Source organism: Lentzea sp. HUAS12 (genome assembly GCF_024125735.1).
GTDB classification, from domain to species: domain Bacteria; phylum Actinomycetota; class Actinomycetes; order Mycobacteriales; family Pseudonocardiaceae; genus Lentzea; species Lentzea albida.
This window is the reverse complement of record NZ_CP099738.1, coordinates 561,661-585,773: the sequence shown is the minus strand read 5'-3', so window position 1 is coordinate 585,773 and position 24,113 is coordinate 561,661. Positions and strand designations below refer to the sequence as shown.

At 70.2% G+C, this 24,113-nt stretch carries 24 protein-coding genes and 1 pseudogene; 13 read left to right on the top strand and 12 right to left on the bottom strand.

Features of this window, described 5'->3' with window-relative positions:
* Positions 1-101: 101 nt before the first annotated feature.
* Positions 102-1,013 carry a serine protease gene (locus tag ND450_RS02875; protein ID WP_253324601.1) on the bottom strand — a complete coding sequence of 304 codons (912 nt, stop codon included), beginning with the start codon at positions 1,011-1,013 and terminating at the stop codon, positions 102-104.
* Positions 1,014-1,110: 97 nt separating this feature from the next.
* Here ND450_RS02875 and ND450_RS02870 point away from each other — a divergent pair, with 97 nt between their 5' ends.
* The 9 genes from ND450_RS02870 to ND450_RS02830 all read left to right on the top strand — a co-directional run bounded on the left by ND450_RS02870 (position 1,111) and on the right by ND450_RS02830 (position 9,184).
* Positions 1,111-1,791: a response regulator transcription factor gene (locus ND450_RS02870; RefSeq protein ID WP_253327847.1), complete on the top strand. Its 681-nt coding sequence runs from the start codon at positions 1,111-1,113 to the stop codon at positions 1,789-1,791.
* On the top strand, positions 1,784-3,466 hold the full coding sequence (locus ND450_RS02865; protein ID WP_253324600.1) for a cell wall metabolism sensor histidine kinase WalK: 1,683 nt from the start codon (positions 1,784-1,786) through the stop codon (positions 3,464-3,466). The genes ND450_RS02870 and ND450_RS02865 overlap by 8 nt, the downstream gene beginning before the upstream one ends.
* A 40-nt stretch (positions 3,467-3,506) precedes the next feature.
* Positions 3,507-4,040 carry a hypothetical protein gene (locus tag ND450_RS02860; RefSeq protein ID WP_253324599.1) on the top strand — a complete coding sequence of 178 codons (534 nt, stop codon included), beginning with the start codon at positions 3,507-3,509 and terminating at the stop codon, positions 4,038-4,040.
* Positions 4,037-5,062, top strand: coding sequence for a peptidoglycan-binding protein (locus ND450_RS02855; RefSeq protein WP_253324598.1), 1,026 nt, complete (start codon positions 4,037-4,039; stop codon positions 5,060-5,062). Before ND450_RS02860 ends, ND450_RS02855 begins: the two co-directional genes overlap by 4 nt.
* Positions 5,059-5,733, top strand: coding sequence for an ABC transporter ATP-binding protein (locus ND450_RS02850; RefSeq protein ID WP_253324597.1), 675 nt, complete (start codon positions 5,059-5,061; stop codon positions 5,731-5,733). Before ND450_RS02855 ends, ND450_RS02850 begins: the two co-directional genes overlap by 4 nt.
* Complete coding sequence (locus tag ND450_RS02845) at positions 5,730-6,956, top strand: ABC transporter permease (RefSeq protein WP_253324596.1); 1,227 nt, start codon at positions 5,730-5,732, stop codon at positions 6,954-6,956. Before ND450_RS02850 ends, ND450_RS02845 begins: the two co-directional genes overlap by 4 nt.
* Positions 6,957-6,979: 23 nt before the next feature.
* On the top strand, positions 6,980-7,648 hold the full coding sequence (locus ND450_RS02840; protein WP_253324595.1) for a DUF4328 domain-containing protein: 669 nt from the start codon (positions 6,980-6,982) through the stop codon (positions 7,646-7,648).
* Positions 7,649-7,697: 49 nt separating this feature from the next.
* The gene (locus tag ND450_RS02835; RefSeq protein ID WP_256557429.1) at positions 7,698-8,111 is read left to right on the top strand and encodes a MarR family winged helix-turn-helix transcriptional regulator; all 414 of its coding nucleotides are present in this window, start codon (positions 7,698-7,700) and stop codon (positions 8,109-8,111) included.
* 104 nt (positions 8,112-8,215) lie between these two features.
* The gene (locus ND450_RS02830; RefSeq protein ID WP_253320933.1) at positions 8,216-9,184 is read left to right on the top strand and encodes an IS481 family transposase; all 969 of its coding nucleotides are present in this window, start codon (positions 8,216-8,218) and stop codon (positions 9,182-9,184) included.
* A 10-nt stretch (positions 9,185-9,194) separates the two neighbouring features.
* On the opposite strand, the gene ND450_RS02825 is transcribed toward ND450_RS02830, so the two are convergent.
* Positions 9,195-10,133, bottom strand: coding sequence for an NmrA/HSCARG family protein (locus tag ND450_RS02825; protein WP_253324594.1), 939 nt, complete (start codon positions 10,131-10,133; stop codon positions 9,195-9,197).
* Between the two features lie 110 nt (positions 10,134-10,243).
* On the opposite strand from ND450_RS02825, the gene ND450_RS02820 reads away from it, so the two are divergent.
* Positions 10,244-10,660 carry a hypothetical protein gene (locus ND450_RS02820; RefSeq protein ID WP_253324593.1) on the top strand — a complete coding sequence of 139 codons (417 nt, stop codon included), beginning with the start codon at positions 10,244-10,246 and terminating at the stop codon, positions 10,658-10,660.
* A gap of 14 nt (positions 10,661-10,674) precedes the next feature.
* Here the strand turns inward: ND450_RS02820 and ND450_RS02815 are convergent, their stop codons facing one another.
* Both ND450_RS02815 and ND450_RS02810 read right to left on the bottom strand, forming a co-directional pair.
* Positions 10,675-11,004: a hypothetical protein gene (locus tag ND450_RS02815; RefSeq protein WP_253324592.1), complete on the bottom strand. Its 330-nt coding sequence runs from the start codon at positions 11,002-11,004 to the stop codon at positions 10,675-10,677.
* A 100-nt stretch (positions 11,005-11,104) separates the two neighbouring features.
* On the bottom strand, positions 11,105-11,470 hold the full coding sequence (locus ND450_RS02810; protein WP_143091689.1) for a hypothetical protein: 366 nt from the start codon (positions 11,468-11,470) through the stop codon (positions 11,105-11,107).
* 121 nt (positions 11,471-11,591) lie between these two features.
* Between ND450_RS02810 and ND450_RS02805 the strand changes: the two genes are divergently transcribed.
* Positions 11,592-12,623: an NAD(P)/FAD-dependent oxidoreductase gene (locus tag ND450_RS02805; RefSeq protein ID WP_253324591.1), complete on the top strand. Its 1,032-nt coding sequence runs from the start codon at positions 11,592-11,594 to the stop codon at positions 12,621-12,623.
* Positions 12,624-12,701: 78 nt separating this feature from the next.
* Here ND450_RS02805 and ND450_RS02800 read toward each other — a convergent pair whose 3' ends face one another.
* The 6 genes from ND450_RS02800 to ND450_RS02775 form a co-directional block, all read right to left on the bottom strand.
* Complete coding sequence (locus tag ND450_RS02800; protein WP_253324590.1) at positions 12,702-13,331, bottom strand: DedA family protein; 630 nt, start codon at positions 13,329-13,331, stop codon at positions 12,702-12,704.
* A gap of 189 nt (positions 13,332-13,520) precedes the next feature.
* Entirely contained in the window at positions 13,521-16,235 is a 2,715-nt protein-coding gene (locus tag ND450_RS02795; RefSeq protein ID WP_253324589.1) for an AbfB domain-containing protein, read from the bottom strand.
* Between the two features lie 7 nt (positions 16,236-16,242).
* Positions 16,243-17,211 (bottom strand): ABC transporter permease, encoded by a 969-nt coding sequence (locus ND450_RS02790; RefSeq protein WP_253324588.1) that lies wholly within the window; start codon positions 17,209-17,211, stop codon positions 16,243-16,245.
* Positions 17,208-18,179: an ABC transporter permease gene (locus ND450_RS02785; protein WP_089919789.1), complete on the bottom strand. Its 972-nt coding sequence runs from the start codon at positions 18,177-18,179 to the stop codon at positions 17,208-17,210. The genes ND450_RS02790 and ND450_RS02785 overlap by 4 nt, the downstream gene beginning before the upstream one ends.
* Positions 18,136-19,662, bottom strand: a complete 1,527-nt coding sequence (locus ND450_RS02780; protein ID WP_253324587.1) for a sugar ABC transporter ATP-binding protein — start codon at positions 19,660-19,662, stop codon at positions 18,136-18,138. The genes ND450_RS02785 and ND450_RS02780 overlap by 44 nt, the downstream gene beginning before the upstream one ends.
* On the bottom strand, positions 19,652-20,692 hold the full coding sequence (locus ND450_RS02775) for an ABC transporter substrate-binding protein (protein ID WP_253324586.1): 1,041 nt from the start codon (positions 20,690-20,692) through the stop codon (positions 19,652-19,654). The genes ND450_RS02780 and ND450_RS02775 overlap by 11 nt, the downstream gene beginning before the upstream one ends.
* Positions 20,693-20,817: 125 nt before the next feature.
* Here ND450_RS02775 and ND450_RS02770 point away from each other — a divergent pair, with 125 nt between their 5' ends.
* Both ND450_RS02770 and ND450_RS02765 read left to right on the top strand, forming a co-directional pair.
* A complete protein-coding gene (locus ND450_RS02770; RefSeq protein ID WP_089920249.1) occupies positions 20,818-21,807 on the top strand; it encodes a LacI family DNA-binding transcriptional regulator in 990 nt (329 codons plus the stop codon).
* Positions 21,804-22,358: a hypothetical protein gene (locus ND450_RS02765; RefSeq protein ID WP_253324585.1), complete on the top strand. Its 555-nt coding sequence runs from the start codon at positions 21,804-21,806 to the stop codon at positions 22,356-22,358. The genes ND450_RS02770 and ND450_RS02765 overlap by 4 nt, the downstream gene beginning before the upstream one ends.
* On the opposite strand, the pseudogene ND450_RS02760 reads toward ND450_RS02765, so the two are convergent.
* Together ND450_RS02760 and ND450_RS02755 are read right to left on the bottom strand one after the other, a co-directional pair.
* Positions 22,334-22,839 (bottom strand): annotated as a pseudogene (locus tag ND450_RS02760) (O-acetyl-ADP-ribose deacetylase). The gene ND450_RS02765 and the pseudogene ND450_RS02760 overlap by 25 nt on opposite strands.
* 4 nt (positions 22,840-22,843) lie before the next feature.
* Complete coding sequence (locus ND450_RS02755; protein ID WP_253324584.1) at positions 22,844-24,109, bottom strand: tannase/feruloyl esterase family alpha/beta hydrolase; 1,266 nt, start codon at positions 24,107-24,109, stop codon at positions 22,844-22,846.
* Positions 24,110-24,113: the final 4 nt, after the last annotated feature.

Genomic DNA, 24,113 nt, shown 5'->3' with positions numbered 1-24,113 from the left:
TCCCGCGGAGCCGGCGCACGAGGGGTCGCCGGCTCCGCGACCTGGGCTTCGGGGCCTGCGGCCGGCGGCCGTCCTCAGGTCCGACACCAGGCCCCGCCCACCTACCCCCGCTGCGCCCGCGCGTACAGCGCCCCGGTCACCTTCCCCGAGAACTGCGCCCCACCCAGGTGCCGCACGCACTGGCCGATCGGGCACCACCGCCCATCCGAGTCCACGTTGAAGCTCTGGATGTTCACGCCCACCACGGCACCACCGCTGATCCGCGGCCCACCGCTCGACCCGCCGCCCATGTCGCACGGCACGCCCCAGACGTTCTCCGGCCCCACCTCGGGGTGGCCGGGGTTGAGCACCGGCGTGCCCCAGCACTGCGCGAGCCGCTGACCGGTGAACTCCGGCCTGCCCTGGTGACCGGGCTGCCCGGCCGCGCGGGGGTAGCCGTACTCGCGGGCGAAGCGGTCCGCCGGGCGGTCGAAGGCGATGTGCTCGGCCGCGGGAGACGGCCTGTCGAGCACCACGAACGCCTGGTCGTACTCGGTGCGCTGGTCGTCGGTGGTCCAGGTCCTGTGCACGACGGCCTGGCGCACGACGAACTCCCCGAACGGCCTGGTGCCGTCGTGGAAGCCCGGCACGAAGAGCATCTTGGTGTGCCAGCGGGGGTCCTGGCCGATGAGGTCCGCCGTGTGGACGCAGTGGCCGCCGGTCACCGCCGTGCGCCTGTTCGCGCTCGCCACGACGGTCGCGGTGCAGCTCGAGTCCTCGCCGTCGCGGTCGACGAAGAACAGGCGGCCGATGGTGCGGCTCGCCGGTGCGGGGGCGCCGGTCGCGTCGTCGACCGGTGGCGTGCCGGGCGGGGCGGTGGGGCCGGTCGGCATCGCCGCGATGCGTTCCGGGGTCCAGTAGGCCGCCACGCCGTTCGTGTCGAGGTCGTGGACGACCACGTCGTCCTGGGGAGAGGCCACGGCCGCGCCCGGCACGCCGAGCAGCAGCAACGCGACCACGCTGATCATTCGCATGCCGCCGACCGTGGCAGTCGGTTGTGAGGATCCTGTGCGGAAGAGGTCCTCGTCCCGTGCGGTGGCGGCGCCGATGACTATGTTGCGACGCATGGGCATGTGCGTGCTGGTGGCCGAGGACAACGTGATGCAGGCCGACATGCTCGGCCGGTACCTGCGCCAGGAGGGTTACCGGGTGCGGATCGTCCACGACGGACTCGCCGCGCTCGACGAGATCCGCCGCGACCCGCCCGACCTGCTCGTGCTCGACGTGATGATGCCCGAGGTCGACGGGCTGGAGGTCGTGCGCACGTTGCGCAACGAGTCGGACATCCCGGTGCTCATGCTCACCGCGAGGTCCACAGAGGACGATCTGCTGCACGGGCTCGACCTCGGCGCCGACGACTACGTCACGAAGCCGTACAGCCCGCGTGAACTCGTGGCGCGCGTGCGCACGTTGCTCAGGCGCGTGCGGCGCCCGGTCACCACCGAGCTCTTGCTCGGCGACCTGTCCGTCGACCCCGACCGCCACGAGGTGCGGGTGCGCGGGGAACTGGCCGAGTGCACCGCGTCGGAGTTCCGGATCCTGCACACGATGGCCGCGAGCCCCGGGCGGGTGTTCAGCCGTGCGCAGCTGCTCAGCGCGGTGCACGGGCTGGACGGGTACATCACGGCCCGCACCATCGACGCGCACGTCATGAACCTGCGCAAGAAGATCGAGGTCCAGCCTCGCACGCCCGCCTACCTGCTGACCGTGCACGGCGTGGGCTACAAGCTCGTGGACGGGTCCGGTGCATAGCGTCCTGGCGCGGCTGCTGGCCGCGTCCGCGCTCGTCGCGCTGTGCTCGATCACCGCGACGGCGTGGCTCGCCGCGCAGAGCACCTCGACGTCGATCAGGCAGGAGCTCGGCAACGCGCTGGCGGGCGACGCGGCCACCTACCGGGACCTGGTGACGTTCGCCGTCGAGCACCGCGACTGGACCGGCGTCGCGCTGCCGCGGGGCGGGAGCCGCCTGATCCTCACCACGACCGACCGCAGGGTCATCGCCGACACCGGCACGAACCTCGACCCGGCCCAGCTGCCGGCCGTGCCGTCCGCGGAGGTCGACCCGCTGCGGCTCGACCCCGCGCAGGCCCGGGACGCGCCCGCCGACCGGATCGACCCGAGGGTCACCGGCCCGTTCCAGCTCAGCGACCGGGAGAAGGCGAGCCTCGCCCAGGACGCGGACGTCTACCGGACGCGGTGCCGCGGCGCCGCCGAAGCCTCTCCGCCGGAGGGGACCACCACGGCCTGGGGCCGCCCGATCGTGAACGTGGACAGGACGAGCGCCGCCCCCGCGACGCCGTCCTGCACCGAACTCCAGGAGACGCTGAGCACGCTCACCCTCGGCGAGTCCGCCGCGTTCAACGAGCTCGGCCTCCTCGTGAACGACTGCCTGCGGCAGCGCGGCCTGCCCGCCGAGCAGATCACGATGAACGCGCTGTGGCAGCCCGTCGCGTCCAACGCCGAGTGCCTGGCGAACGCCCGCCGCACCCAGTTGCAGCCGTACGTGGCACCACCCGCGTACCTGTTCGTCACCGACGCCGCCGGCAGGACCACCCAGGCCACCGTCGTCCGGTTCGACGCGGGCCGCGTCGTGCTGGTCGCCGCGGTCGTGCTGGTCCTGACCGTCGGCGTCAGCGTGGTCGTGGCACTGCGGATGACCAGGCCGTTGCGCACGCTCACCACCGCTGCGGAGAGGCTGCGGCACGGCGGCGACGCGCGGGTCGACATCCGGTCGCGCAGCGAGATCGGGCAGCTCGCGCGGGCGTTCAACGACATGGCGGAGCACCGGGCCCGCACCGATGCCCAGCGCAAGGCCATGACCAGCGACATCTCCCACGAGTTGCGCAACCCGCTCGGCACGATCCGCAGCTGGCTGGAGGGTGCGCGCGACGGAGTGGTCGAACTGGACCGCACGACGCTCACGTCGTTGCTGGACGAGGCGATGGTGCTGCAGCACCTGATCGACGATCTCCAGGACCTCGCCCTGGCCGACGCGGGCGAACTGCGGCTGCACCCCGAGCCCGTCGACCTGCGGGACCTGTTCGACCAGCTCGCCGCGGCCCACCCCGGCCTCGTGGTGGAGGGAGGAGGGGTCGTGACCGCCGACCCGGTGCGGCTGCGGCAGGTCCTCACGAACCTCGTCACCAACGCGTTCCGCCACACCCCCGCCGGCGGGACGGTCCGCCTCGTCTCGTCGGGCGGCCGGATCAGGGTGGCCGACACCGGTTCCGGCATCGCCGCCGACGACCTGCCGCACGTGTTCGACAGGTTCTGGCGCGCCGACCGCTCGCGGACGCGGGACACCGGAGGCAGCGGGCTCGGACTCGCGATCGTGCACGCGATCGTGAGCGCCCACCACGGCACGATCACCGTGGAGAGCGAGGTCGGGCGCGGGACGACGTTCACGATCACGCTCCCGGCACGCTGAGCGCACATCTTCCGCACAACCGCCCGGCAGCATCGCCGCCATGAACCCCAGGCTGGTGATCGGCGCCGCCGTGCTGCTGCTTTCGGCGTGCAGCCAGGCCGCGCCCGCGCCCTCGAACGTGGCGTCCCTGCAGTCCTCCGGCGTCGTCGCGCCCTCCACCGCCGTGTCCCCCTCGGACGGTGAACAACCGCGGCTGCGCATGGACATGACCGAGGAGGAGAAGAAGCGACTGCACGACGCCCACACCGCGTGCCTCGCCCAGAACGACCCGAACGCCACGGGCACCGGCCCCGGTCCCGGCGGCGCCCTGCGGCCCGCGCAGTACAGCGACGAGGCGTGGAAGGCGTGCGCGAAGAAGTGGCCGCTGCCGCCGTGGGAGATGGACTCGCGCAACCCGACGTTCAAGGACAACTGGCACAAGAACGTCCAGTGCCTCAACAGCCGCGGCATGAAGGTCATCGAGACCGAGCCCGGCAGCTGGACCTACGACGGCGAGCAGACCCTGCCGCACGACCAGCGCCTGCAGATCGAGAAGGACTGCGAGCAGGAAGTGTTCGGCGGAGGGCGCAGGTGAAGCGGTGGCTCGTCGCCGCCGGCGTCGCGCTCGTGCTGGTCGGTGGCGTGTCCGCGCTCACCTGGACGCGCCGCGCGCCCGCCGAGCCGCCGCGGCCACCGGCGCCGAAGACCATCGCGGTGGTGAAGACCGACCTGACCGACGTCCGCGAGTTCAAGGCCACCCTCGGTTTCGGCTCCGCGCAGGAGGTCACGGGACGCCGGCCGGGCACGCTCACCTGGCTCCCCGCACCCGGCACGGCGATCGGCCGCGGCGCCGCGGTGTACAAAGTGGACAACCGCCCGGTGTGGTTGTTCTTCGGCGACACCCCGTTGTGGCGCAAGCTCGACAAGACGGGCCTCAGGGGGCCGGACGTCAAGATCGTGAAGGACAACCTCGGCGCGCTCGGCTACCAGCTCGGTGGCGCGCCCGACGAGCTGACGCAGGCGACGGTCGACGCGGTCAAGCGGTGGCAGAAGACCGAGAAGGCCGAGGAGAACGGCGTCGTCGACCCCGGTGACGTCGTCGTGCTGCCCGGAGAGGTGCGCGTCGAGGCGGTCACCGCGACGCTGTCGGCGTCCGGCGAGGGCCCGCTGATGAGCGTCACCGCGACGGGCAAGGCCGTCGACGCCTCGATCGACGCGCGGCAGGCCGCGGTGTTCAAGAAGGACCTGAAGGTCACCGTCGTGCTGCCCAACGGCACCGAGACCACCGGGACCGTGCGCTCGGTCAGCACCGAGGCCAAGGCCGAGAAGAACGGCACCGGCGAGGAGGCCCCGGTGGTCGCCGTGGACGTCGGCCTCGACGCCGACGTGGGCGAGTTCGACTCGGGCCCGGTGCGGATCCGCCTGACGAGCACCGAACGCCGGGGCGTCCTGGCCGTGCCGGTGACCGCGCTGCTGGCGTTGCGCGAGGGCGGTTACGCCGTGCAGACCGAGCAGGGCGGCCTCGTCGCGGTGAAGACCGGCCTGTTCGCCGGAGGGCTCGTCGAGATCAGCGGTGGCGGCGTCACCGAGGGCCTGCGGGTGGTGACGACGTCATGACCCCCGTTCTGCAGGTCGTGGACGCCGTCAAGGAGTACCTGGGCGGGGTGCGAGCGCTCGACGGCGTCTCCCTGACGGTGCGCTCCGGCGAGGCGGTGGCGATCGTCGGCCCCTCCGGCTCCGGCAAGTCGACGCTGCTCAACCTCCTCGGCACGCTCGACCGCCCGTCGAGCGGCACGGTGATGCTCGACGGGCACGACATCGCCGCGCTGTCCGACCGGCGGCTCTCGGCGTTGCGGGGACGGCGGATCGGCTTCGTGTTCCAGCAGTTCCACCTCGCCGACGGCCTCACCGCCCTCGACAACGTGGCGACGGGCCTGCTCTACGCGGGCACCGCGCGCAAGTGGCGTGCCGCGATGGCCACCGAGGCGCTCATGCGCGTGGGTCTCGGCCACCGGCTCCGGCACCGGCCGCACGAGCTGTCCGGCGGCGAACGCCAGCGCGTCGCCATCGCACGCGCCGTCGTGAACCGCCCGGCGCTGGTGCTGGCCGACGAACCGACCGGCGCCCTGGACACGGCGACCGGCCGCGCGGTGCTGGACCTGCTGCTGGACCTGAACCGCGAGGGCACGACGTTGGCCGTGATCACGCACGACCGCGAGGTGGCGGCCCGGCTGCCGCGGCAGGTGGAGATCCGCGACGGACGCATCCGCGAGGAGGTGACGGCGTGAGCGTCAGCACCCGGCCCCGCACCGAGGCCGCCGCGTCCCGCGACGTCACCCCCGCCCGCCTGACCCCGGCGGACCTCCTCCTGCTGGGGCTGTCCCCGTTGCGCACCAGGCCGATGCGCGCCGTCCTGTCCGCCCTCGGCATCTCCATCGGCATCGCGACGCTGGTCGTCGTGACGGGCATCCCGGCGTCGAGCCGCGCCGCGCTGATGGAGGAGTTCGCCGCCCTGGGCACGAACCTGCTGCGTGCGGAGGCGGCCACGGGCATGAACGACGAACCCGCGTCGCTGCCACCGGAGTCCGTCGCCATGGTCGAACGCATCGGGCCGGCCAGTGCTGTCAGCGCGGTCGCCAACACCCACGCCGTGGTCCGCCGGTCGGACCGGATCCCGGGCTCGGAGACGTCCGGACTGACCGTGCTGGCCACCGGGCTCACCCTCCTCGACACGCTCAACGGCCACGTGCGGTCGGGGGTCTTCCTCAACGAGGCCACCGCCCGGTTCCCGGCCGTGGTCCTGGGGGACGTGGCCGCGGCGCGGCTCGGCATCACCGGCCCGGACGCGCAGGTCAGGATCAACGACACGTGGTTCACGGTGGTCGGGGTCCTCGCCCCGCTGCCGCTCGCGCCCGAGGTCGAACGGTCGGCGCTGGTCGGCTGGGAGGCGGCGAAGGTGCTCGGCTTCGACCAACGGCCCACCGTGCTCTACCTCAGGGCCGACGAGCCCGCGATCGACGACGTGCGGGCGGTGCTGCCGCAGACGATCCACCCCCAGCAGCCGGCGCGGGTGCGGGTCAGCCGCCCGTCCGACGCCCTCACGGCCAAGCGGCTCACCGAGAACACCTTCTCGGCGTTGGTGCTGGGGCTCGCCGGGGTCGCGTTGCTGGTCGGCGGCATCGGGGTGGCGAACACGATGGTGATCTCGGTGCTCGAACGCAAGCGCGAGATCGGGTTGCGCCGGGCGCTCGGCGCCCACCGCGGCCAGATCAGGACCCAGTTCCTCACCGAGTCGGTCGTGTTGTGCGTGCTGGGTGGCGTCGCCGGTGTGGTGCTGGGGCTGGCGGGCACCGCCGCGTACGCGTACGCGCACGGCTGGCCCGCGGTCGTCCCGGTGGAGGTGGTCCTCGCCGGGCTCGGGGCGGCCGTCGTGACCGGTGTGGTGGCAGGGGTCTACCCGGCCGTGCGGGCGTCGCGGCTCACCCCGACGGAAGCGCTCGCCGCGCCCTGATCGCCGCCGCCCGGCCTATCCTGGTGAGGCCCAGGAACCGGGGGAAGAACGTGGAGCACTTAAAGTCCGTGCGCGGCCTGGGTTTCGCGGCGTCCGTCCTCATCGGGCTCGTGGCGCTCGGCAACGTCGCCGAGGCCGCGGCGGACTGGCTCACGTACGCGACGATCCGCGACTACCGCGCCCAGAACGCCACGACAGCCGAACTGGCCCTGCACTACCGGGTCAGGGTGCTCACCAACTGGCCGCCCGCGGTGATCACGTTCGCGGCGATCACCGTGTTCGTCCTGTGGCTGCACAACGCCCGCGTCAACGCCGAGCGCGGAGATCCCGCCGCCGAGCACCGCCTCCGCCGCGACTGGGTGTGGCTCAGCTGGTTCGTGCCGGTCGTGAACCTCTGGTTCCCCAAGGTCGTCGTGGACGACGTCTGGCGCGCCTGCGATCCGCGGCTGCGGGGCCTGCCGATGGACGAACGGCCGCTCCCCGCCACGACCACGAGGTGGTGGGCGGCCTTCGTCTCCATGTGGGTGCTGGACTTCGCCCACCTGCCCTCCTACCAGGACGGGGACCCCGCACTCGGCTCCTACCTGATCGCGGCCGTCGTCACGACGCTGTGCGCGGCCGTCGGCATCGTGGCCGCGGTCTACGCCATCCAGGTCGTGAGGCAGATTTCCGCCTTCCAGCGCCCAGGTTGAGTCGTCCGTCCTCTTCGGACCGGCCGGTGGCCGGGTTAACATCGTTCCCATGCCCGACGTCGGCGTCCTCTCCGCACACCTGCTCTCGGGGTTCCAGAAGGAGCTCTTCACCCGCCTGGCCGAGGCGGGCCACGAGAACCTGCGCCCGCGCCACGGCGCCGTCATGGCGTACATCGCCACCACGGGCACGCGCGCGAGCGAGCTGTCCGAACGGTCCGGCCAGCACAAGCAGGTCGTCGGCACGCTGGTCGACGAGCTCGAGAGCCTCGGCTACGTGGTCCGCAAGCCCGATCCGGCGGACCGGCGGGCGAAGCTGGTGGTACCCACCGACCTGGGCCGCGACCAGATGGTCCAGGCCCGGCGGATCGTCACCGACATCGAGGACCGCCTCGCCGGGCTCGTCGGCGCCGACCGGTTCGCGGAGTTCAAGGCGGTCTTCGCGGAGGTCACGCGCTCCTACTAGCTGTACTTGGCCAACACGTTGGTGACGGTGTGTTGGCTTGATCATGGGTGAGGCCTCCGGTGCGGTGGTGATTGCGAAGTCAGTCACCACAGCCGGAGGCCTCGATGGCACACGCTAACGCCCGCCTGACTGTGCACGGACGCCTGGTCCTGGTTTCCAGGGTCGCCGCGGGCAGACCGGTCGCCCACGTGGCCAAAGAGCTCGGTGTGTCACGGCAGTGCGCGCACCGCTGGGTCCGCCGATTCCGTGACGAAGGCGCCGCCGGCCTGGCCGATCGGTCCAGCCGACCGCATCACATACCGTCGCGGACATCGGCTCGAACGGAGCAGCAGATCGTGACGGCACGCAGCGAGCTGCGGTGCGGACCGGCCCGGATCAGCGCCCGCACCGGCGTACCCGCTCGCACTGTGTCGCGGGTGCTGGCCCGGTATGGCGTGCCGAGGCTGGCCGAGTGCGATCCGCTGACCGGGCAACGCATCCGCGCCAGCCGACACACCACCCGCCGCTACGAACACCCGCAGCCAGGTGACCTGATCCACCTCGACGTCAAGAAGATCGGCAAGATCCCGCCCGGAGGCGGCTGGCGCGCTCACGGCCGCGGCCTGCGTCCCGGCTCCCGCCGCGGCCTGGGCTACGACTACGTCCACGCCGCCATCGACGACCACTCCCGGCTCGCCTACGCCGAAGTCCTCGCCGACGAACGCGGCACCACCTGCGCCGGGTTCCTGCTCCGCGCCACAGCCTGGTTCGCCGAGCAAGGCATCCCACGTGTTCACCGAGTCCTGACCGATAACGCCAAGAACTATCTGATCTCCCGCGACTTCGCCGCCGCGATCGCGGCGATCGGCGCTCGCCACAAGACCATCAAGCCACATTGCCCCTGGCAGAACGGCAAAGTCGAGCGCCTCAACCGCACCCTGCAAACCGAGTGGGCCTACCGCGAAATCTTCCTGGACAACGACGCCCGCACCGCAGCGCTGGCGCCCTGGCTCAACCACTACAACACTGAACGCGGTCACCACGCACTCAACGGGCACCCACCCATCAGCCGCGTTCAGTCACCAACCTCATGACCAAGTACAACTAGCCGATCACGATCTCCCCGCGGTGCTTGGTGAGGAACTCACCGAGCGTCAGCCACCCCGGCACCAGCTCGCGGGTCCGCACGGTGTCGCGGCGCGGCAGGATGTGTCCCGCGAACTCCGCGTAGTACTGGAACATGTTGCCCAGGTCCTCCGCCGCGGGGAAGCCGAGCGCACGGAAGTCGTTGTGGGACATGGGTTCGTACGCGACAGGCTCCCCGAGCACGTCGCTGAACGCCTTCGCGACCTCCTCGCCGGTGAGGTGCTCGGTGCCGAGGCCGATCGTCTGCCCGATGGTCTCGGCCGGGTGCTTGAGGATGCTCACGACCGCCTTGCCGATGTCCTCGGCGGCGATCCCGGAGATCCTGCTGTCCCCCATGGGCAACGACAGCGCGAGCGTGCCGTCCGCACGCCGGTGCGGCGCGGAGCCGTTCAGCAGGTTGTTCCAGTAGAACGAGTTCCGCACGTACGTCGTCGGCAGGCCCGCCTGCGCGAACAACGGGTCCGCCTCGCCGCCCTTCACGTCGAAGTGCGGCACCTTGTACTTGCCTTCGAGCGTCGGCATCGGCTCGTAGTCGAGCGGCACCGCCTCGCGGGTGTCCTCCAGCGTCGACCACACGACGTGCCGCAGACCTTCCGCCGCCGCGACGAGGTTGCGGACCTCCTCGACCTCCTTGGCCGGGGACATGTGGGTGAAGTACGGCGTGACCAGGTAGGCGCCGTAGGCACCGGAGAACGCCTTCCGCAGGCTGTCCACGTCGTACAGGTCGGCCGCGACGACCTCGGCACCCAGTTCGGCGAGCTCCCTCGCGGCTCCTGATTCGGGATCGCGGGCGAGCGCGCGCACGGCGAACTCACCGTCGGTCAGCAGCGCCCTGGCGACCGACCCGCCCTGCGCACCGGTCGCCCCCACCACGGCAATGATCTTCTTCTCGCTCATGCCCTCAACCCTATAGTCATTCTTAGTGACTATCAAGTTGAGTGACCATGTGATTTACCCGCGGCTAACCGGCGTGGCGCAGGCTCGCGGCAAACGAGGAGGAGCATCGAATGCGCAAGATCCTGGCCGCGGGTGCCGTCGTGGCGGCCGCCCTGAGCACGACGGCCGGCACCGCCCAGGCCGAGTCCAACCCGTCCTGCGGCAGCGTCACGCAGATCGGGGCGACGGCGTACGTGAAGAACGGCAGCACGACCGTCGCGTCGGTGAAGCAGTACAAGGGATGCGGGAAGAACTACTCCTACGTCTACGTGTGGGACCAGTGGATTTCGAGCCACGGCAGGGACTTCACGCTGCGCACGTACGTCCAGACGCCGCCGAACCTGACGCACGGGTACAAGACGGGTGCGCGCGGGCAGCGGGAGCTGTGGTCCGGCGGCGCGGACACCCTCGACCAGTGCACGCGTGCGCACGGCGAGGTCGACGGCAGCAGCTACTTCCTGTCCGCCAAGACCAGCGAGCGCTGCTAGGAACACAGCACGCACTAGTTTACCGAGCGGAACTCCGCTACGCCTTCCACCACAGCAACGCTGACGGTGCTGCGCCCGGCCGGGCTGTGCCGGTCGGGCCCGTGCTCCGGCAGCCGCGTCTTGTTCACGCGCACACTCGTGTCGTAGGCCCGGACGTGCTGCGGGCACCCGCACCCGCCCGCTAGCGGGGTCGGGCAGGTGAAGGCCGCGCGCAGCCGGTCGACGTCGGCGGCGGGCAGGACCGAGGACCAGACCATGACCTCGTCCTCCTCGCCGAACACCACGAAGCCGTCGTAGCTGAACGAGCGCAGCTCACCGACCGCGCACGCGGCGCAGAACAGCACGCGCGGTAGTCGTGGCTGCGTTCGTACGGCCCGGCCTCGTGGACGTTCACCACGAACTCCTGCTGCCCCTCGCAGGCCAGGCAGAGGTCGGACCAGGTCCTCATCGCCGCATGCTGATCAGGAGCGCCAGCCCGGCCGACAGCGCGATCAGGGCGCCCACGACCAACTGGTTGAGCCAGACGACGGCGGTGCCGCCCTCCGTTCGCAGCAGCGCCACCACGATCAGCGACAGCGCGAGCCCGATCGTCACGTGCCGGATGAACGGCACGTCGAGCGGCGCCATCGCCCGCACCATGCCGAGCAGCATGATCACGACAGCCAGCCCCATGGACACCCAGTACGGCCGGAAAGCGTGCAGCGACGCGCCGAAGTGCAGGACCGGCGGTGCGGCGATCAGCCACACGCCCGCCAGGAAGGCGGTGACACCGGCCCTGCTCTCGACAGTTCGTCCGTGTACATCCCCCACACGGGTAATTCTGGCCTCCGGGCGCCCGTCTGGGAACACCCTTGTGGAGATGTCGTGCAGATCCGGTGAAGGTGTTCGCGGGAAGGGGAAACTGCCCGGCCGGCCGTTCTAGCGTCGGCGGATGGACACCGTGGACGTGCTCGTCGTCGGCGCCGGGCTGGCCGGCCTCACCACCGCGCGCCTGCTCGCGCAGGCAGGTCTGGACGTGGCCGTGTGCGAGCGCAGGACGAGCGTCGGCACGGGCATCCGCACGACCGGCATCTTCGTCCGCCGCACGCTCGACGACTACGACCTTCCGCACCTGGGCCCCGCGGTCCGGCGCGTGCTGCTCTACCCGCCCTCGCTGCGCGAGCCCGTGGAACTCGTCAGCGAGCGCGACGAGTTCCGGGTCGGTGACATGGAGAACATCTACGCCACCGCGGTCGCGGACGCCGAACGGGCGGGCGCGCGGGTCAGTCTCGACTCCAGCTATCCGGCGAGGTCCACCCGGGCCCGGTTCACCATCGGCGCGGACGGTGCCAGGTCGACGGTCGCGAAGAACCTCGGCCTCGACGTCAACCGGAGGCTGATCACCGGCATCGAGGAGGTCTACCCGGTCAGGACGGGTTCGACGCCCACGTTCCACTGCGTCGTCGACCCGCGGCTCGCCCCCGGTTACATCGCCTGGGTCGTCGACGACGGCGAGCACGCGCACGTCGGCCTCGCCGGCCGCCCCGACCGCTTCAGCGCACCGCTCCCCCAGCTGCTGCAACGCCTCCGCGACAGCTTCCCCACCCCGGAGCCCGCCGGACCGGTCAGGAGGCGGGGCGGCCCGATCCCGGTGGGCGGGCTGCTGCGCCGGATCGTGTCGCCGGAAGGGCTGCTGGTCGGGGACGCGGCAGGGGCGGTCTCGCCGCTCACGGCGGGTGGGCTCGACCCGTGCATGCGGATGTCCGAGCTCGCGGCCTCGGTCACGTTCGACTACCTGCGCAGCGGCAACAGGTACGTGCTGGAGCACTACGACGGGGCGGCGATGCGGCGCCGGTACCTGCTGCGGTCCCAGCTGCGGCGCGGTCTGTCGCTCGTCCGCGGACCAGGCCTCGCCGAGGCGGCGTTCGCGGTGCTGCGCACGTCGCCCGGCAGGAGCGCGGCCAGGCGGATCCTGTTCACCTGAGGCGGCCGCGGACCCGCTTCTCAACTGTTCCGCGAAGTCCTGGAGTGTCGACGAAAGCCTGACAGAACCGCTGTCCCCTCAGCCGACCTCCTCCAACTCGGGCGTCCTCCTGCGGCGGCGCAGCACGACGATCACACCGGCCACCACCGCAAGACCCAGCACGATCCACATGGCACCGTTGAAGACCGACTCGACGTACTTCGCCGACGCACCGGCGGTCGCACCGATGCCGATGTGCAACGCCGACCAGCACGTCGCGCCCGCGATCGAAGCCGGCAGGAACCTCCGGTACTCGAGCTTCGAGGCCCCCGCGGACGCCGGGACCAGGGTTCGCACGACCGGCATGAACCGGGCGGCGAACACCGCCCACGCGCCACGACGGCGCAGCAGGTCGCCTGCCTTGTCCCAGTGCTGCTGCCCCACCTTGCGGATGATCCGGCTGTCGCGCAGCCGATCACCGTAGCGGCGGCCTAGGTGGTAGCCGATGCTGTCACCGGCGATCGCGCACACCGTGACCACCAGCCACATGACCAGGAACCTGGGCACGCTCGTCACGGTCGTCGACGCCAGCAGCAGGGCGCTTTCGCCCGGAGCAAGGAAGCCGATGCCGAGTGTGCACTCCGCCAGCGTCAGCGCACCCGTCACGGCGAGCACGGCGGGCTGCGGCAGGCCGGCCAGGCCTTCGAGGGCATCGGTCAAGAAGGACATGAACTCTCCCCGGAGGAACGAACGTCCGGGACAGTTCACAAGGGCGGGCGGTACGCGCACATCGAACCGTGGTCTGACCTGCCGGTAGACCTCAGGACCAAGGGACACCCTGAGGAGAGCTCCAGCACTGCGGCGGCCGGTTCACCTGACGGCTGCCGGGAACTCCCCCGGCAGCCGTCAGTCGGTCTCCTACGGGGTCCAGGGTGAGCTCACGGCCCAGCTCACGTCCTGGTTGTACGAGGAGGGGTTGTCGTACGCGTGGGCCCCGCCGTTCGAAGCGACCCAGACCTCCTCGGAGTAGTGCCGCACGCTGGTCCCGAGTTCGTTGATCGACTCCAGCCGCACGCCGCCGGTGCCCTGCTGGGCGCAGAAGGTCGCGTCCCTGCGGAACAGGTCGGTGTTGTCGTTGGTGCCGAGCCGGACGCGGAAGTCCGCGTGCCGCAGGAACTGTCCCGGGATGTTGCGCGACTCGAGCGAGTAGCAGGTCGGGTCGGCGAGCCCGCGGCGCACCACGAACGTCGCGTCGGCCTTCGTCAGCGCGTCACTCGTGCTCGTCACGACGTCCGTGCGCGCCAACGACTCCCGGTGCCGCAGGTAGCGGTCCGTGAAGCCGGGCGTGGTCACCCGGAACGACCGGGCCTGGTCGAGCGGCAGGTCCGCACCGCTGCGCCACAGGCCGGTGCCGACCGCCCAGGTGGTGTCCGCCGCGAAGGAGTTCGCGGTGTCCCAGGGGTTCGTGCCACCGGAACGCGCCAGGTACACGCCCTCGTTGTAGTGCCGGATGAACGAACCCCGCACGTTGAACGACTCCAGCGCGGTGCCGCCGGAGCCCTCCCGCGCGCAGAACGTGGCGTCGCCCGCGATCGTGCCGTTGTTCGGGTCGATGCGGACGCGTCCGTTGCTGTGCCTCAGGAACTGGCCGGGGAAGTTGCGCGACTCGAACGACAGGCAGGCCGCGTCGGCGAGTCCGGGACGGAGGTTGAACGTCGCGTCCAGCCTGGCCAGGTCCGTGCCGATCACGTCGGTGCGGGCCAGTGAGGACTGGTGGCGCAGGTAGCGGTCGGTGTAGCCGGACGTGGTGACGCGCAACGACACCACGTCGTCCGGGCTGACGGCCGTGCCGCGGGCCACCGCGAGCACCCCGAGGTTGACGGCCCGCACGCGCGACTCCGTCATCTTCAACACCTGCCGGTCGTAGGTGTAGAAGCCGTTGACCTCGTTCTCGACGTCATACGGCTCGGTGTAGACCATTGCGGACAGGCCGCGGGTGTGGATCAGCCGCTGGACCTGTTTGACGACCTCCTCGTAGCGCTTGGTCAACGACGTCTCGTCCGGGTACAGGGCGCCGTAGGCGAATCCGGCGCCGGGCTGGTACTCGTGCCCGACGACCCTGCGGCCCAGACCACCGAACTCACCGAGCATCGCGACGCGGTTGGCGTCGGGCTGCCGGGTATTGGCGGAGATCTGGTAGTGGTGGTCGTCGATGACGTCCCCGTTGCCGGGGTCGGGGTCCGAGACGCAGCAGTTGGAACCGGAGTTGTGGTTGATCAGGCGGGTGTTGTCGATCGAGCGGATCAGGTTCACGATGCGGCCGGCGTCGTACTCGCCCCAGCCCTCGTTGAACGGCACCCACTGCACGATCGACGTGATGCCCTTGAGCTGGTCGACGATCCGGCGCAGCTCCGACTCGTAGTTCGCGTGCGAGTTCGGCGCCTCGTCGATCGAGTCGACGGACGGCATGTCCTGCCACACCATCAGGCCGAGCCGGTCCGCGTGGTAGAACCAGCGAGCCGGTTCGACCTTGATGTGCTTGCGGACCATGTTGAACCCCAGCGCCTTCTGGCGTTCGAGGTCGAACCGCAGGGCCTCGTCGGTAGGCGCGGTGTAGATGCCGTCCGGCCAGTAGCCCTGGTCCAGCGTGCCGCTCTGGAAGACGAACTTCCCGTTCAGCAACGGCCGCATGACACCGCCGACCATCGCCTTGCCGAGCGAGCGCATGCCGAAGTAGCCGGTGACGGAGTCACCGCTGCCGAGCGTCACGCGCAGGTCGTAGAGGAAGGGGTCGTCCGGCGACCACAGCCGGGCGTTCGGCACCGGCACCCGCAACGACGTTCCGGTGGTGCCGGTCTGCCGGCCGACCACCTGCCCGCCGCTGTGCACCTCTGCCGTGACCGACTGGCCCGCGGTGCCCTGCACGACCAGGTCGAGCGCGCTCGCGCCGAGGTTCGGCGTGGTGTCGAGTCGCGTGATGTTCGCCGCCCGCACGGGTTCCAGCCACACCGTCTGCCAGATGCCGGACGCGGCGGTGTAGAAGATGCCGCTCGGGTTCCGGCGCTGCTTGCCGATCGGGTAACGGCTGCCGTCGACCGTCGAGGTGACGCCGACGACGATCTCGTTGGCGCCGGAGACCAGCGCCGAGGTGATGTCGAACGAGAACGCGTCGAAGCCGCCGGTGTGCGTGCCGACCTGCCTGCCGTTGACCCAGACCCTCGTCTCCCAGGTCACCGCGCCGAAGTTCAGCTTGACCTGACGACCGTTCCAGGAGGACGGAACGGTGAAGGTGCGGCGGTAGAACATGTTGTCCTCGTGCCGCTTGATCCCCGACAGAGCGGACTCGATCGGGTACGGCACGAGGACGCCTTCGGCCAACGGCCTGCCGATCGGCGGGTTGTTCAGGTTCGGTGCACCCGCGAACTCCCAGACGCCGTTGAGGTTCTGCCATTCAGGGCGCTGGAGCTGCGGGCGCGGGTACTCGGGCAGGGCGTTCGCCGGCGACACCTGGGAGGTCCAGGGTGTCGTGAGCGGAGGGGTCTTGGGGACCCACTCCGCCGCGTGCGCCGTCGGTGTCAGGAAGGTTGCTGTGATGAGGATCGAGACCAATACGCCCAGGACGCGTCTGGTCATGGCTCTCCTATCTTCGCAATATCCGTTGGAGGACAACGACGATGAGAAGGAACACGCCGCTGACCACTGACTGGTAGTTGCTGTCGAGCGTGCCGATCTGGTTGATGACGTTCTGGATGACCTTGATCAGGCCCACGCCGATCACGGTGCCGAGGACGGTTCCCATGCCACCGGTCAGCAGGGTGCCGCCGATGACGACGACCGCGATGGCGTCCAGTTCGAGGCCCACGCCGATGACCGTGACGCCCGACTGGAGATAAGCGGCGGTCAGGGCGCCGGCGAGACCCGCCAGCGTGCCGCTCATCGTGTAGACGAGCACCTTGGTCTTCGCCACGGGCACGCCCAGGAGGACCGCCGACTGCTCGGCGCCTCCGGTGGCGAACACGTTCTGGCCGAAGTTGGTGCGGTTGAGCAGCATCCCGCCCACGAGGGCGAGCGCGGCGGCGATGAAGATCGGGTAACCGAAGCCGAACACCGTGCCGCGGCCCAGTTCGACGAACGCGCTGTCCGACGCGATCTTGTAGGTGGTCGCGCCCTCGTCGGTGATCACCAGCAGCAGGCCGCGGGCGAACAGCAACGAGGCCAGCGTGACGATGAACGGCGCCATGTTCGTACGGGCGATCAGCAGGCCGTTGATCAGCCCGATGAGCCCGCAGACCACGAGCGGCAGCAGCAGCGCCACCAGGAACCCGTACTGGGAGCCCCAGGCCGCGAGCACGCCGCCCAGCGCGTAGACCGAACCGACGGACAGGTCGATGCCGCCCGTGATGATCACGAACGTCATGCCGATCGCGATCACCGCGAGGAACGAGCCCTGCAACGCGAGGTCGCGCAGGTTGTCGAGGCTGCCGAAGCGCGGGAACACCAGCCACGACACCGCGACCATCAGCACGAGCGCTACGGCGGCGCCCTGGCGTTGCAGGACCTTCGTCCTGGCGGCCACGGTCGGCGTCGTCTTGGTCAGGGTGGCGGTCATCGGCGCTCCCGGGCCACGTACACGGCGGCGACGATGATCGCGGCCTGGATCATCTGCGCGATGGAGTCCGGCAGGTTGTGCTTGATCAGGGTCGCCCTGACGAGCTGCATCAGGATCACGCCGAACACCGTGCCGAGCACCCGCACCTTGCCGCCGGTCAGCGGGGTGCCGCCGACGACGACCGCGGTGATCGCGGACAGTTCCATCAGCAGGCCCATGTCGGCGGGGTCGCTCGCGGCGAGCCGCGAGGTGGCGAGGACGCCGGCGATCGCGGCCAGCACACCGGTGATCGCGTAGACGCCGATCAGCACGCGGGTGACCGGGAGCCCCGCGAGCGTGGCCGCCTTGCGGTTGCCGCCGATCGCGACGAGCTGGCGGCCGAACGTGGTGCGGTTCGTGACGGCCGCGATGACGAGCGCCAGCACACCGGCGATCAGCACGCTGATCGGGATGCCGAACACGTCGTCGGTGCCGAGAGACAGGAACGTCGGGTCCCGCAGCTGGACGAGCTGGCCGTTCGCGATCACCAGTGCCAGGCCGCGCCCACCCACCAGCAGAGCGAGGGTGGCGACGATCGGCTGGATGCCGACCTTGGCGACGAGGAACCCGTTGAACGCTCCCGCGAGCACCCCGACGACGAGCGCCATGGTGATCGCCATGAGCCACCCGGCACCCAGGTAGAGCGGGATGATCGCGGCGGCCAGCGCCATCACCGCGCCGACGCTCAGGTCGACGCCCTCGGTACCGATCACCAGTGCCATGCCGAGCGCGACGATGAGCACCGGCGCGGCCTGCACGAGCTGGGTGGTGAAGTTGCCGACCGTCAGGAAGTTGGCGGTGAACACCGCGTTGAACAGCAGGAGCACGCCAACGGCGACGTAGACACCGTTGTCCTGCAACCACCGCGTCCGCGCGGCCGCGGCACTAACGGCTGTGCTGGGGGCTGCCTGCGTGGTCGCCTGAGTCATCCGTCACCTCCGCCGCGATCGCCTTGAGCACGTGCTCACGGGTGAGCTGGTCTCCTTCCAACTCGCCGGCGACCGAGCCGTCGCGCAGCACGATGAGCCGGTCGGCGCCGTCGAGCAGTTCGTCCAGTTCGGAGCTGATCAGCAGCACCGCCAGGCCTTCCCGCGCGAGTTCGTCGATCAGCGCCTGCACCTCTGCCTTGGCGCCGACGTCGATGCCGCGCGTCGGTTCGTCGAGGAGCAGGATCTTCGGTTCGGTGCAGAGCCACCTGGCGAGCAACACCTTCTGCTGGTTGCCGCCGGAGAGCTCCGCGACCTTCTGCTCCGGGCTGGACACCTTGATGTGCAGCCGTTTGATGAACGCGTCCACGATCCGGTCCTGTTTGGACCGGCTGGTCACACCGAACCGGCTGAGCCTCGGCAGCGCGGCCAGCACGATGTTCTCGCGCACGGACAGGTTCGGGATGATGCCCTCGGTCTTGCGGTCCTCGGCGAGCATGCTGATGCCCGCCCTGGTCGACGCCTTCACGGTGCGCGCCACCGGGGTTCCGGCGACGAGGACCGTGCCGCCGTCGACCGGGAGCGCGCCGATGATCGCTTTCGCGGTCTCCGTGCGACCCGACCCGAGCAGGCCGGCGAGGCCGACGACCTCGCCGGGCCGGATCGTGACGCTGACGTCGTCGATGCGCGGCTTGCTCGTGAGACCCTTCGCCTCGAGCACCGGTTCGGCGTCGGCGTGGTGGTCCTCGCCGAACGCCGTGGTGCCGTGGCTCTCGATCTCCTTGACGGACCTGCCGAGCATCAGCGAGACGAGCTCGATGCGCGGGAGTTCCTTCAGGGGACCGCTGTGCACGTTCACACCGTCCCGCAGCACCGTGACGGTGTCGCAGATCCGGTAGAGCTCGTCCATCCGGTGGCTGACGTAGATGATCGCGATCCCCTGCTCGTGCAGCTTGCGCACGACACCGAGCAGCGTCTCGACCTCGCGCGGCTCCAGCGACGACGTGGGCTCGTCCATGATCACGACGTCCGCGTTCGCGTCGACGGCTCGTGCGAGCGCGACCATCTGCTGCTCACCGACCGCGAGCGTCCCGAGTGGACTGCTCACGTCCGCGGTGATGCCGTAGCCGCGCAACAGCTCCGCGGCGTCGGCGTCCCGGCGGGCCCGGTCGATGAGGCCGAACCTGTTCCGCGGCTCGCGGCCGAGGAACAGGTTCGCGGACACGCTCATCAGCGGGACGAGGTTCACCTCCTGGTAGATCGTGGAGATGTTCCCGTTGCGGGTCACCCGACCGGCATCCGTGGAGTGGATGCCGGTCAGCACCTTGATCAGCGTCGACTTGCCGGCGCCGTTCTCCCCCACCAGCGCGTGGATCTCCCCGCGCTGGAGGGTGAAGTCGACATCGCTGAGGGCGCGGACGCCGGCGAACGTCTTGGTGACGCCGGCGACCTCGATCACCGGAGAGGAAGGCATGTCAGTAGGCATTGGCGAGCTTCTGCGCGGCGTTCGTGGAGTCGTACTCGTCGTCGGAGATCACGATGGTGTTCGGGATCTCGTCGCCCTTGCCGAACTTCTCCAGCGTGTCGAACGCGAGCGGGCCGAAGCGCGGGTTGGACTCGACGACCGCGGTGTAGCTGCCGTCGGCGATGAGCTGCACGGCGTTGCGCGTGCCGTCGACGGACACGATCTTGACGTCCTTGCCGGGCTGCTTGCCCGCGGCCTTGAGCGCGGTGACGGCGCCGACGCCCATCTCGTCGTTCTCGGCGTAGACGGCGGTGATGTCCGGGTTGCTCTGGATGAGCTGCTCCATCACGGCCTGGCCCTTTGACCTGTCGAACTCACCGGTCTGCTCCGCGACGACGGTGAGGCCCGGCGTGCCGGCGATGCCGTCCTTGAAGCCCTTGGTGCGGTCGACGGTGACGTTGTTGCCCGACGCTCCGAGCAGGATCGCGACCTTGCCGGTGCCACCGGTAGCCTTGATCATCTGCTGGGCGGCCCGCTTGCCCTGCTCGACGAAGTCTGAGCCGATGAAAGTCAGGTAGTCCGTGCACGGCTGCGACGACACCTTGCGGTCGATCGTCACGACCGGCACCTGCTTGGCCTTGGCCGCGTCGAACGCCGGCTGCAGGCCGTCCGAGTTGAGCGGCGCCACGATCAGCAGCTTCGCCCCGCGGTCGATCAGCGACTTGATGTCGCTGATCTGCTTGTTCAGGTCGCTCTGCGCGTTCGTGTACAGCAGTTCGGCACCGCGCTTCGCGGCCTCGTCCCTGATCGACTGGGTCTCCGCGGTGCGGAACGGGTTGGCCTCCTTCTCCGACTGGGAGAAGCCGACCACGGCACCCTTGAGGTCGATCTGGGGGTACCCGGTCTTGCTCCGAGCACAGCCGGGACCAGTGCTTTGGTTCTGCGCGGCGGACGCGGCAGGACCTTCGCTGGACGCGGTGGTCGGGGTTTCTCTGCTGGTGCATCCCGTCACGAGCAAGGCTGCGACGGCGATGAGCAGGATGCGAGACATCGTTGGCTCCTACACACGGGGCTGTACGTGGACGCGCTCTCTGGCGTTAGATTTGCATCGTTGTTCCAACGATGTAAAGACCCGAGACCGTCCCGGTATGTTTCCCGGTACTTTTTCTGGAGGTTCTGTTGGCCACGCTCAAGGACGTCGCCCGGCTCGCGGGCGTGTCGGTCAAGACCGTGTCGAACGTGGTCAACGGCTACTCGTTCGTGAAGCCGGACAACCGCCGGCGCGTCGAGGAGGCCCTCGAGGCGACCGGCTACCGGCCGAACCTCGGGGCCCGCAACCTGCGCCGCGGCCGCACCGGCTTCATCGCGCTGGTCCTGCCCGAACTCTCGATCCCCTACTTCGCGGAGCTGGCGAGCCTCGTCATCGCCGCGGCCCAGGAGCACGAGTGGAACGTGCTCATCGAGCAGACGTTCGGCACCCTGGCAGGCGAGCGCGCGGCGCTGACGTCGCTCGGCCCACACCTGGTCGACGCCGCGATCCTCAGCCCCGAGGCGCTGCAGGTGGACGACTTCCAGCTGTCCGTGCCCGCCGTCCTGCTCGGTGAGCACGCCGTCGACGTCCCGATCTCCCGCGTCGGCATCGACAACGTGGCCGCCGCCCAGGCCGCCGTCCGCCACCTCATCTCGTTGGGCCACGAACGGATAGCCGCGATCGGCGCCCACCCCCACCGAGGCACGGCCGCCCTCCGCCTCGAGGGCTACCGCCGGGCTCTGGCCGAGGCCTCACTGCCGTTCGACGACGACCTCGTCGTGCCGGCCCTGAACTACCACCGCGCGGACGGCGCCGCCGCGATGAGGTCGTTGCTCGACCTGCCCACCCGGCCGGACGCGGTGTTCTGCTTCAACGACCTCCTGGCCATCGGCGCCATGCGGGCCGCGGCCGAGCGCCTCGTGCGCGTGCCGGCCGACCTCGCCGTCGTGGGCTTCGACAACAACGAGGAAAGCGTTTACAGCTCCCCGTCCCTGACCTCGATCGCGCCGGACAAGTCCGCCATCGCCCATGCCGCGGTGGACCTGCTGCACCGGCGGGTGGAGTCCGGGGAGCTGCTCGACGACGTGGAGACGCCGTTCTCCCTCCAGGTCAGGGAAAGCACCGTGGCGCGGTGACGGTGACGTTCGGCCCGGACCACATCGTGTTCGCGGCCTACGAGTTCCCTTGGGCCAGCGTGCACCCGCACGGGCTGCTGCCCGCATCGGCCGTGCGCGATGTTTCGGTCTCGGGCCAGCCCGAGATCCGGACCGTCCTGGGCGAGACGTTGTTCCTGTCACCTCAGGACTCGTCCGGCCTCGCTGAGTTCTGCCTGCGCCACGGGATCCCGGACGTCGTGCGCTTCGACGTGTGGGGCAACCTGCTGGAGCCGTTCCTGGACACGACCTTCAGCGCGGAGGCCTCGGCTGCGACCTGTGCGCGGCTGCACTCCGCCGGCCTGTCCCAAGATCTGATCGACTCGATCCGGGAGCGGATCGCGCCGCTGATGCGCGCGTACAACTTCGACAGCATGTTGTGGGAGTGGGCCGATCTCGGGTTGTACGACCTGTTGAGCGCTGTGAACGGCAGGCTGGTGCCGGCTTCGTTGCCCGCTGCGCTCGGGGATCCCGCCGAGGTGTACCGGTGGGCGATGGAGATCGCGGACTACGGGCGGGCGAAGGCGTCGTAGGTCCGCTGGTCGAACAGGACGAACCTGATCAGGTCCAGCTCGGTGTCCCCGACAGCCTCGTGGGCGATCCTGGCGGCGTCCTCGACCGGCCAGCGGTAGATGCCGGTGGAGATCGCGGGGAACGCGATGGTGCGGGCGCCCAGTTCCGCCGCGAGGTCCAGCGAGTTGCGGTGGCAGTCGGCGAGGAGCGCGGAGCGGTCCTCGGTGGCCGACCAGACGGGACCGACGGTGTGGACGACGTGGCGGGCGCGGAGCCTGCCTGCCGTCGTGGCGACGACCTGCCCGGTCTTGAGGCCGCCTCCGTAGTGGCCCGCTCGCAGCTTGCGGCATTCCGCCAGGATCTCCGGCCCCCCTTGCGGTGGATGGCGCCGTCCACCCCTCCCCCGCCCAGGAGGGAGGAGTTGGCGGCGTTCACGATCACGTCGACTTCCTGCTCGGTGATGTCGCCGAGGACGTACTCGATGGTTGCCACGTGCACGATTGGATCACGTGAGCGGGCACGTGCTCACGTCGAGCGGCCGCGCCAGCGTCGCCGACCGAGGCGGCTCCACCCCGTCCAACCACCGCTCCAAAGCCAGGAACGCCTCCCGATGACAGGGCGCAAGGGGCCGCAACCGATCCGGGTAGGCGTCCACCAGCCCGTCGACGTGCGTTCCCTGCTCCACCCGGTAGTACCGGTGCAGCCGATCGGGCGTCATCCCCGCGTACACATCAGAGTCCTGACTGATGGGCAGCAACACGTCGTACGTCCCGTGCACCGTCAGCAACGGCCGCTTCACCTTGCCCGTCAACGCAACCCGCGAAACAGCAGGCCCGGCGACGCGGCGCCGCGAGGCGTAGGAGTAGTCCGCGTCGCACGCGGCCGAACCCGAGACGCAGAACGGCACGCCCGCTTCCAGGGCGCCGTCGAAGGACGGGTCGAACTCCTCGCGGTAGATGCGTTGCGTGAGGTCCCAGTAGTAGCGGTAGTGGTAGTCCCACAGGAACTCCGTGCCCGCCGGGAAGCCTGCCGCCACCATCTCCTCGTGCGCGCCCGGCTCGCCCGCCAGGTACCTCGGGTAGGCGCGCAGGACCGGCGGCAGGAAGGTCAGGGGATTCGGGCCCGCCGAGGTCCAGAGCGTGCCCTCCCAGTCGACGCCGCCGTCGTAGAGGTGCGCGCGGTTCTCCAGCTGCCAGCGGACCAGGTAGCCGCCGTTGGAGATGCCGGTGGCGATGGTGCGCTTGGGGGCGCGGCCGTAGCGTTGGGCGACAACGGACTTGGCCGCGACGGTGAGTTGGGTGAAGCGGTGGTTCCACTCCTCCATCGCGCGGTCGTCGCGGTAGAACTGCGCGCCGGTGTTGCCCTTGTCGGTGGCGGCGAAGGCGTAGCCGCGGGAGAGGACCCAGTCGGAGATGGCCCTGTCGTTGGCGTACTGCTCGCGCACGCCCGGTGAGCCCGTCACGACGAGGCCGCCGTTCCAGCGCTCGGGCAGCCTGATCACGAACTGGGAGTCGTGCCAGCCGTGGTTCGTGTTGGTGCGCGAGGTGTCCGGGAAGTAGCCGTCGATCTGCATTCCCGGTACGGCGGCGGGGACGGGCAGCGCGGCGCTCGTGAGGCCCGCCCAGTCGGCCGGGTCGGTGTGGCCGGTCGCCACGAGACCCGTCGTGGTCAGGTCGGCGAGCCTCACCGACTCCTGGTGTTCGGCGCCGGGGACCGCCATCGCGGACGTCGGCGGGGTCAGCGCGAGTACCAGCACCAGCGGAAGCAACATAGCT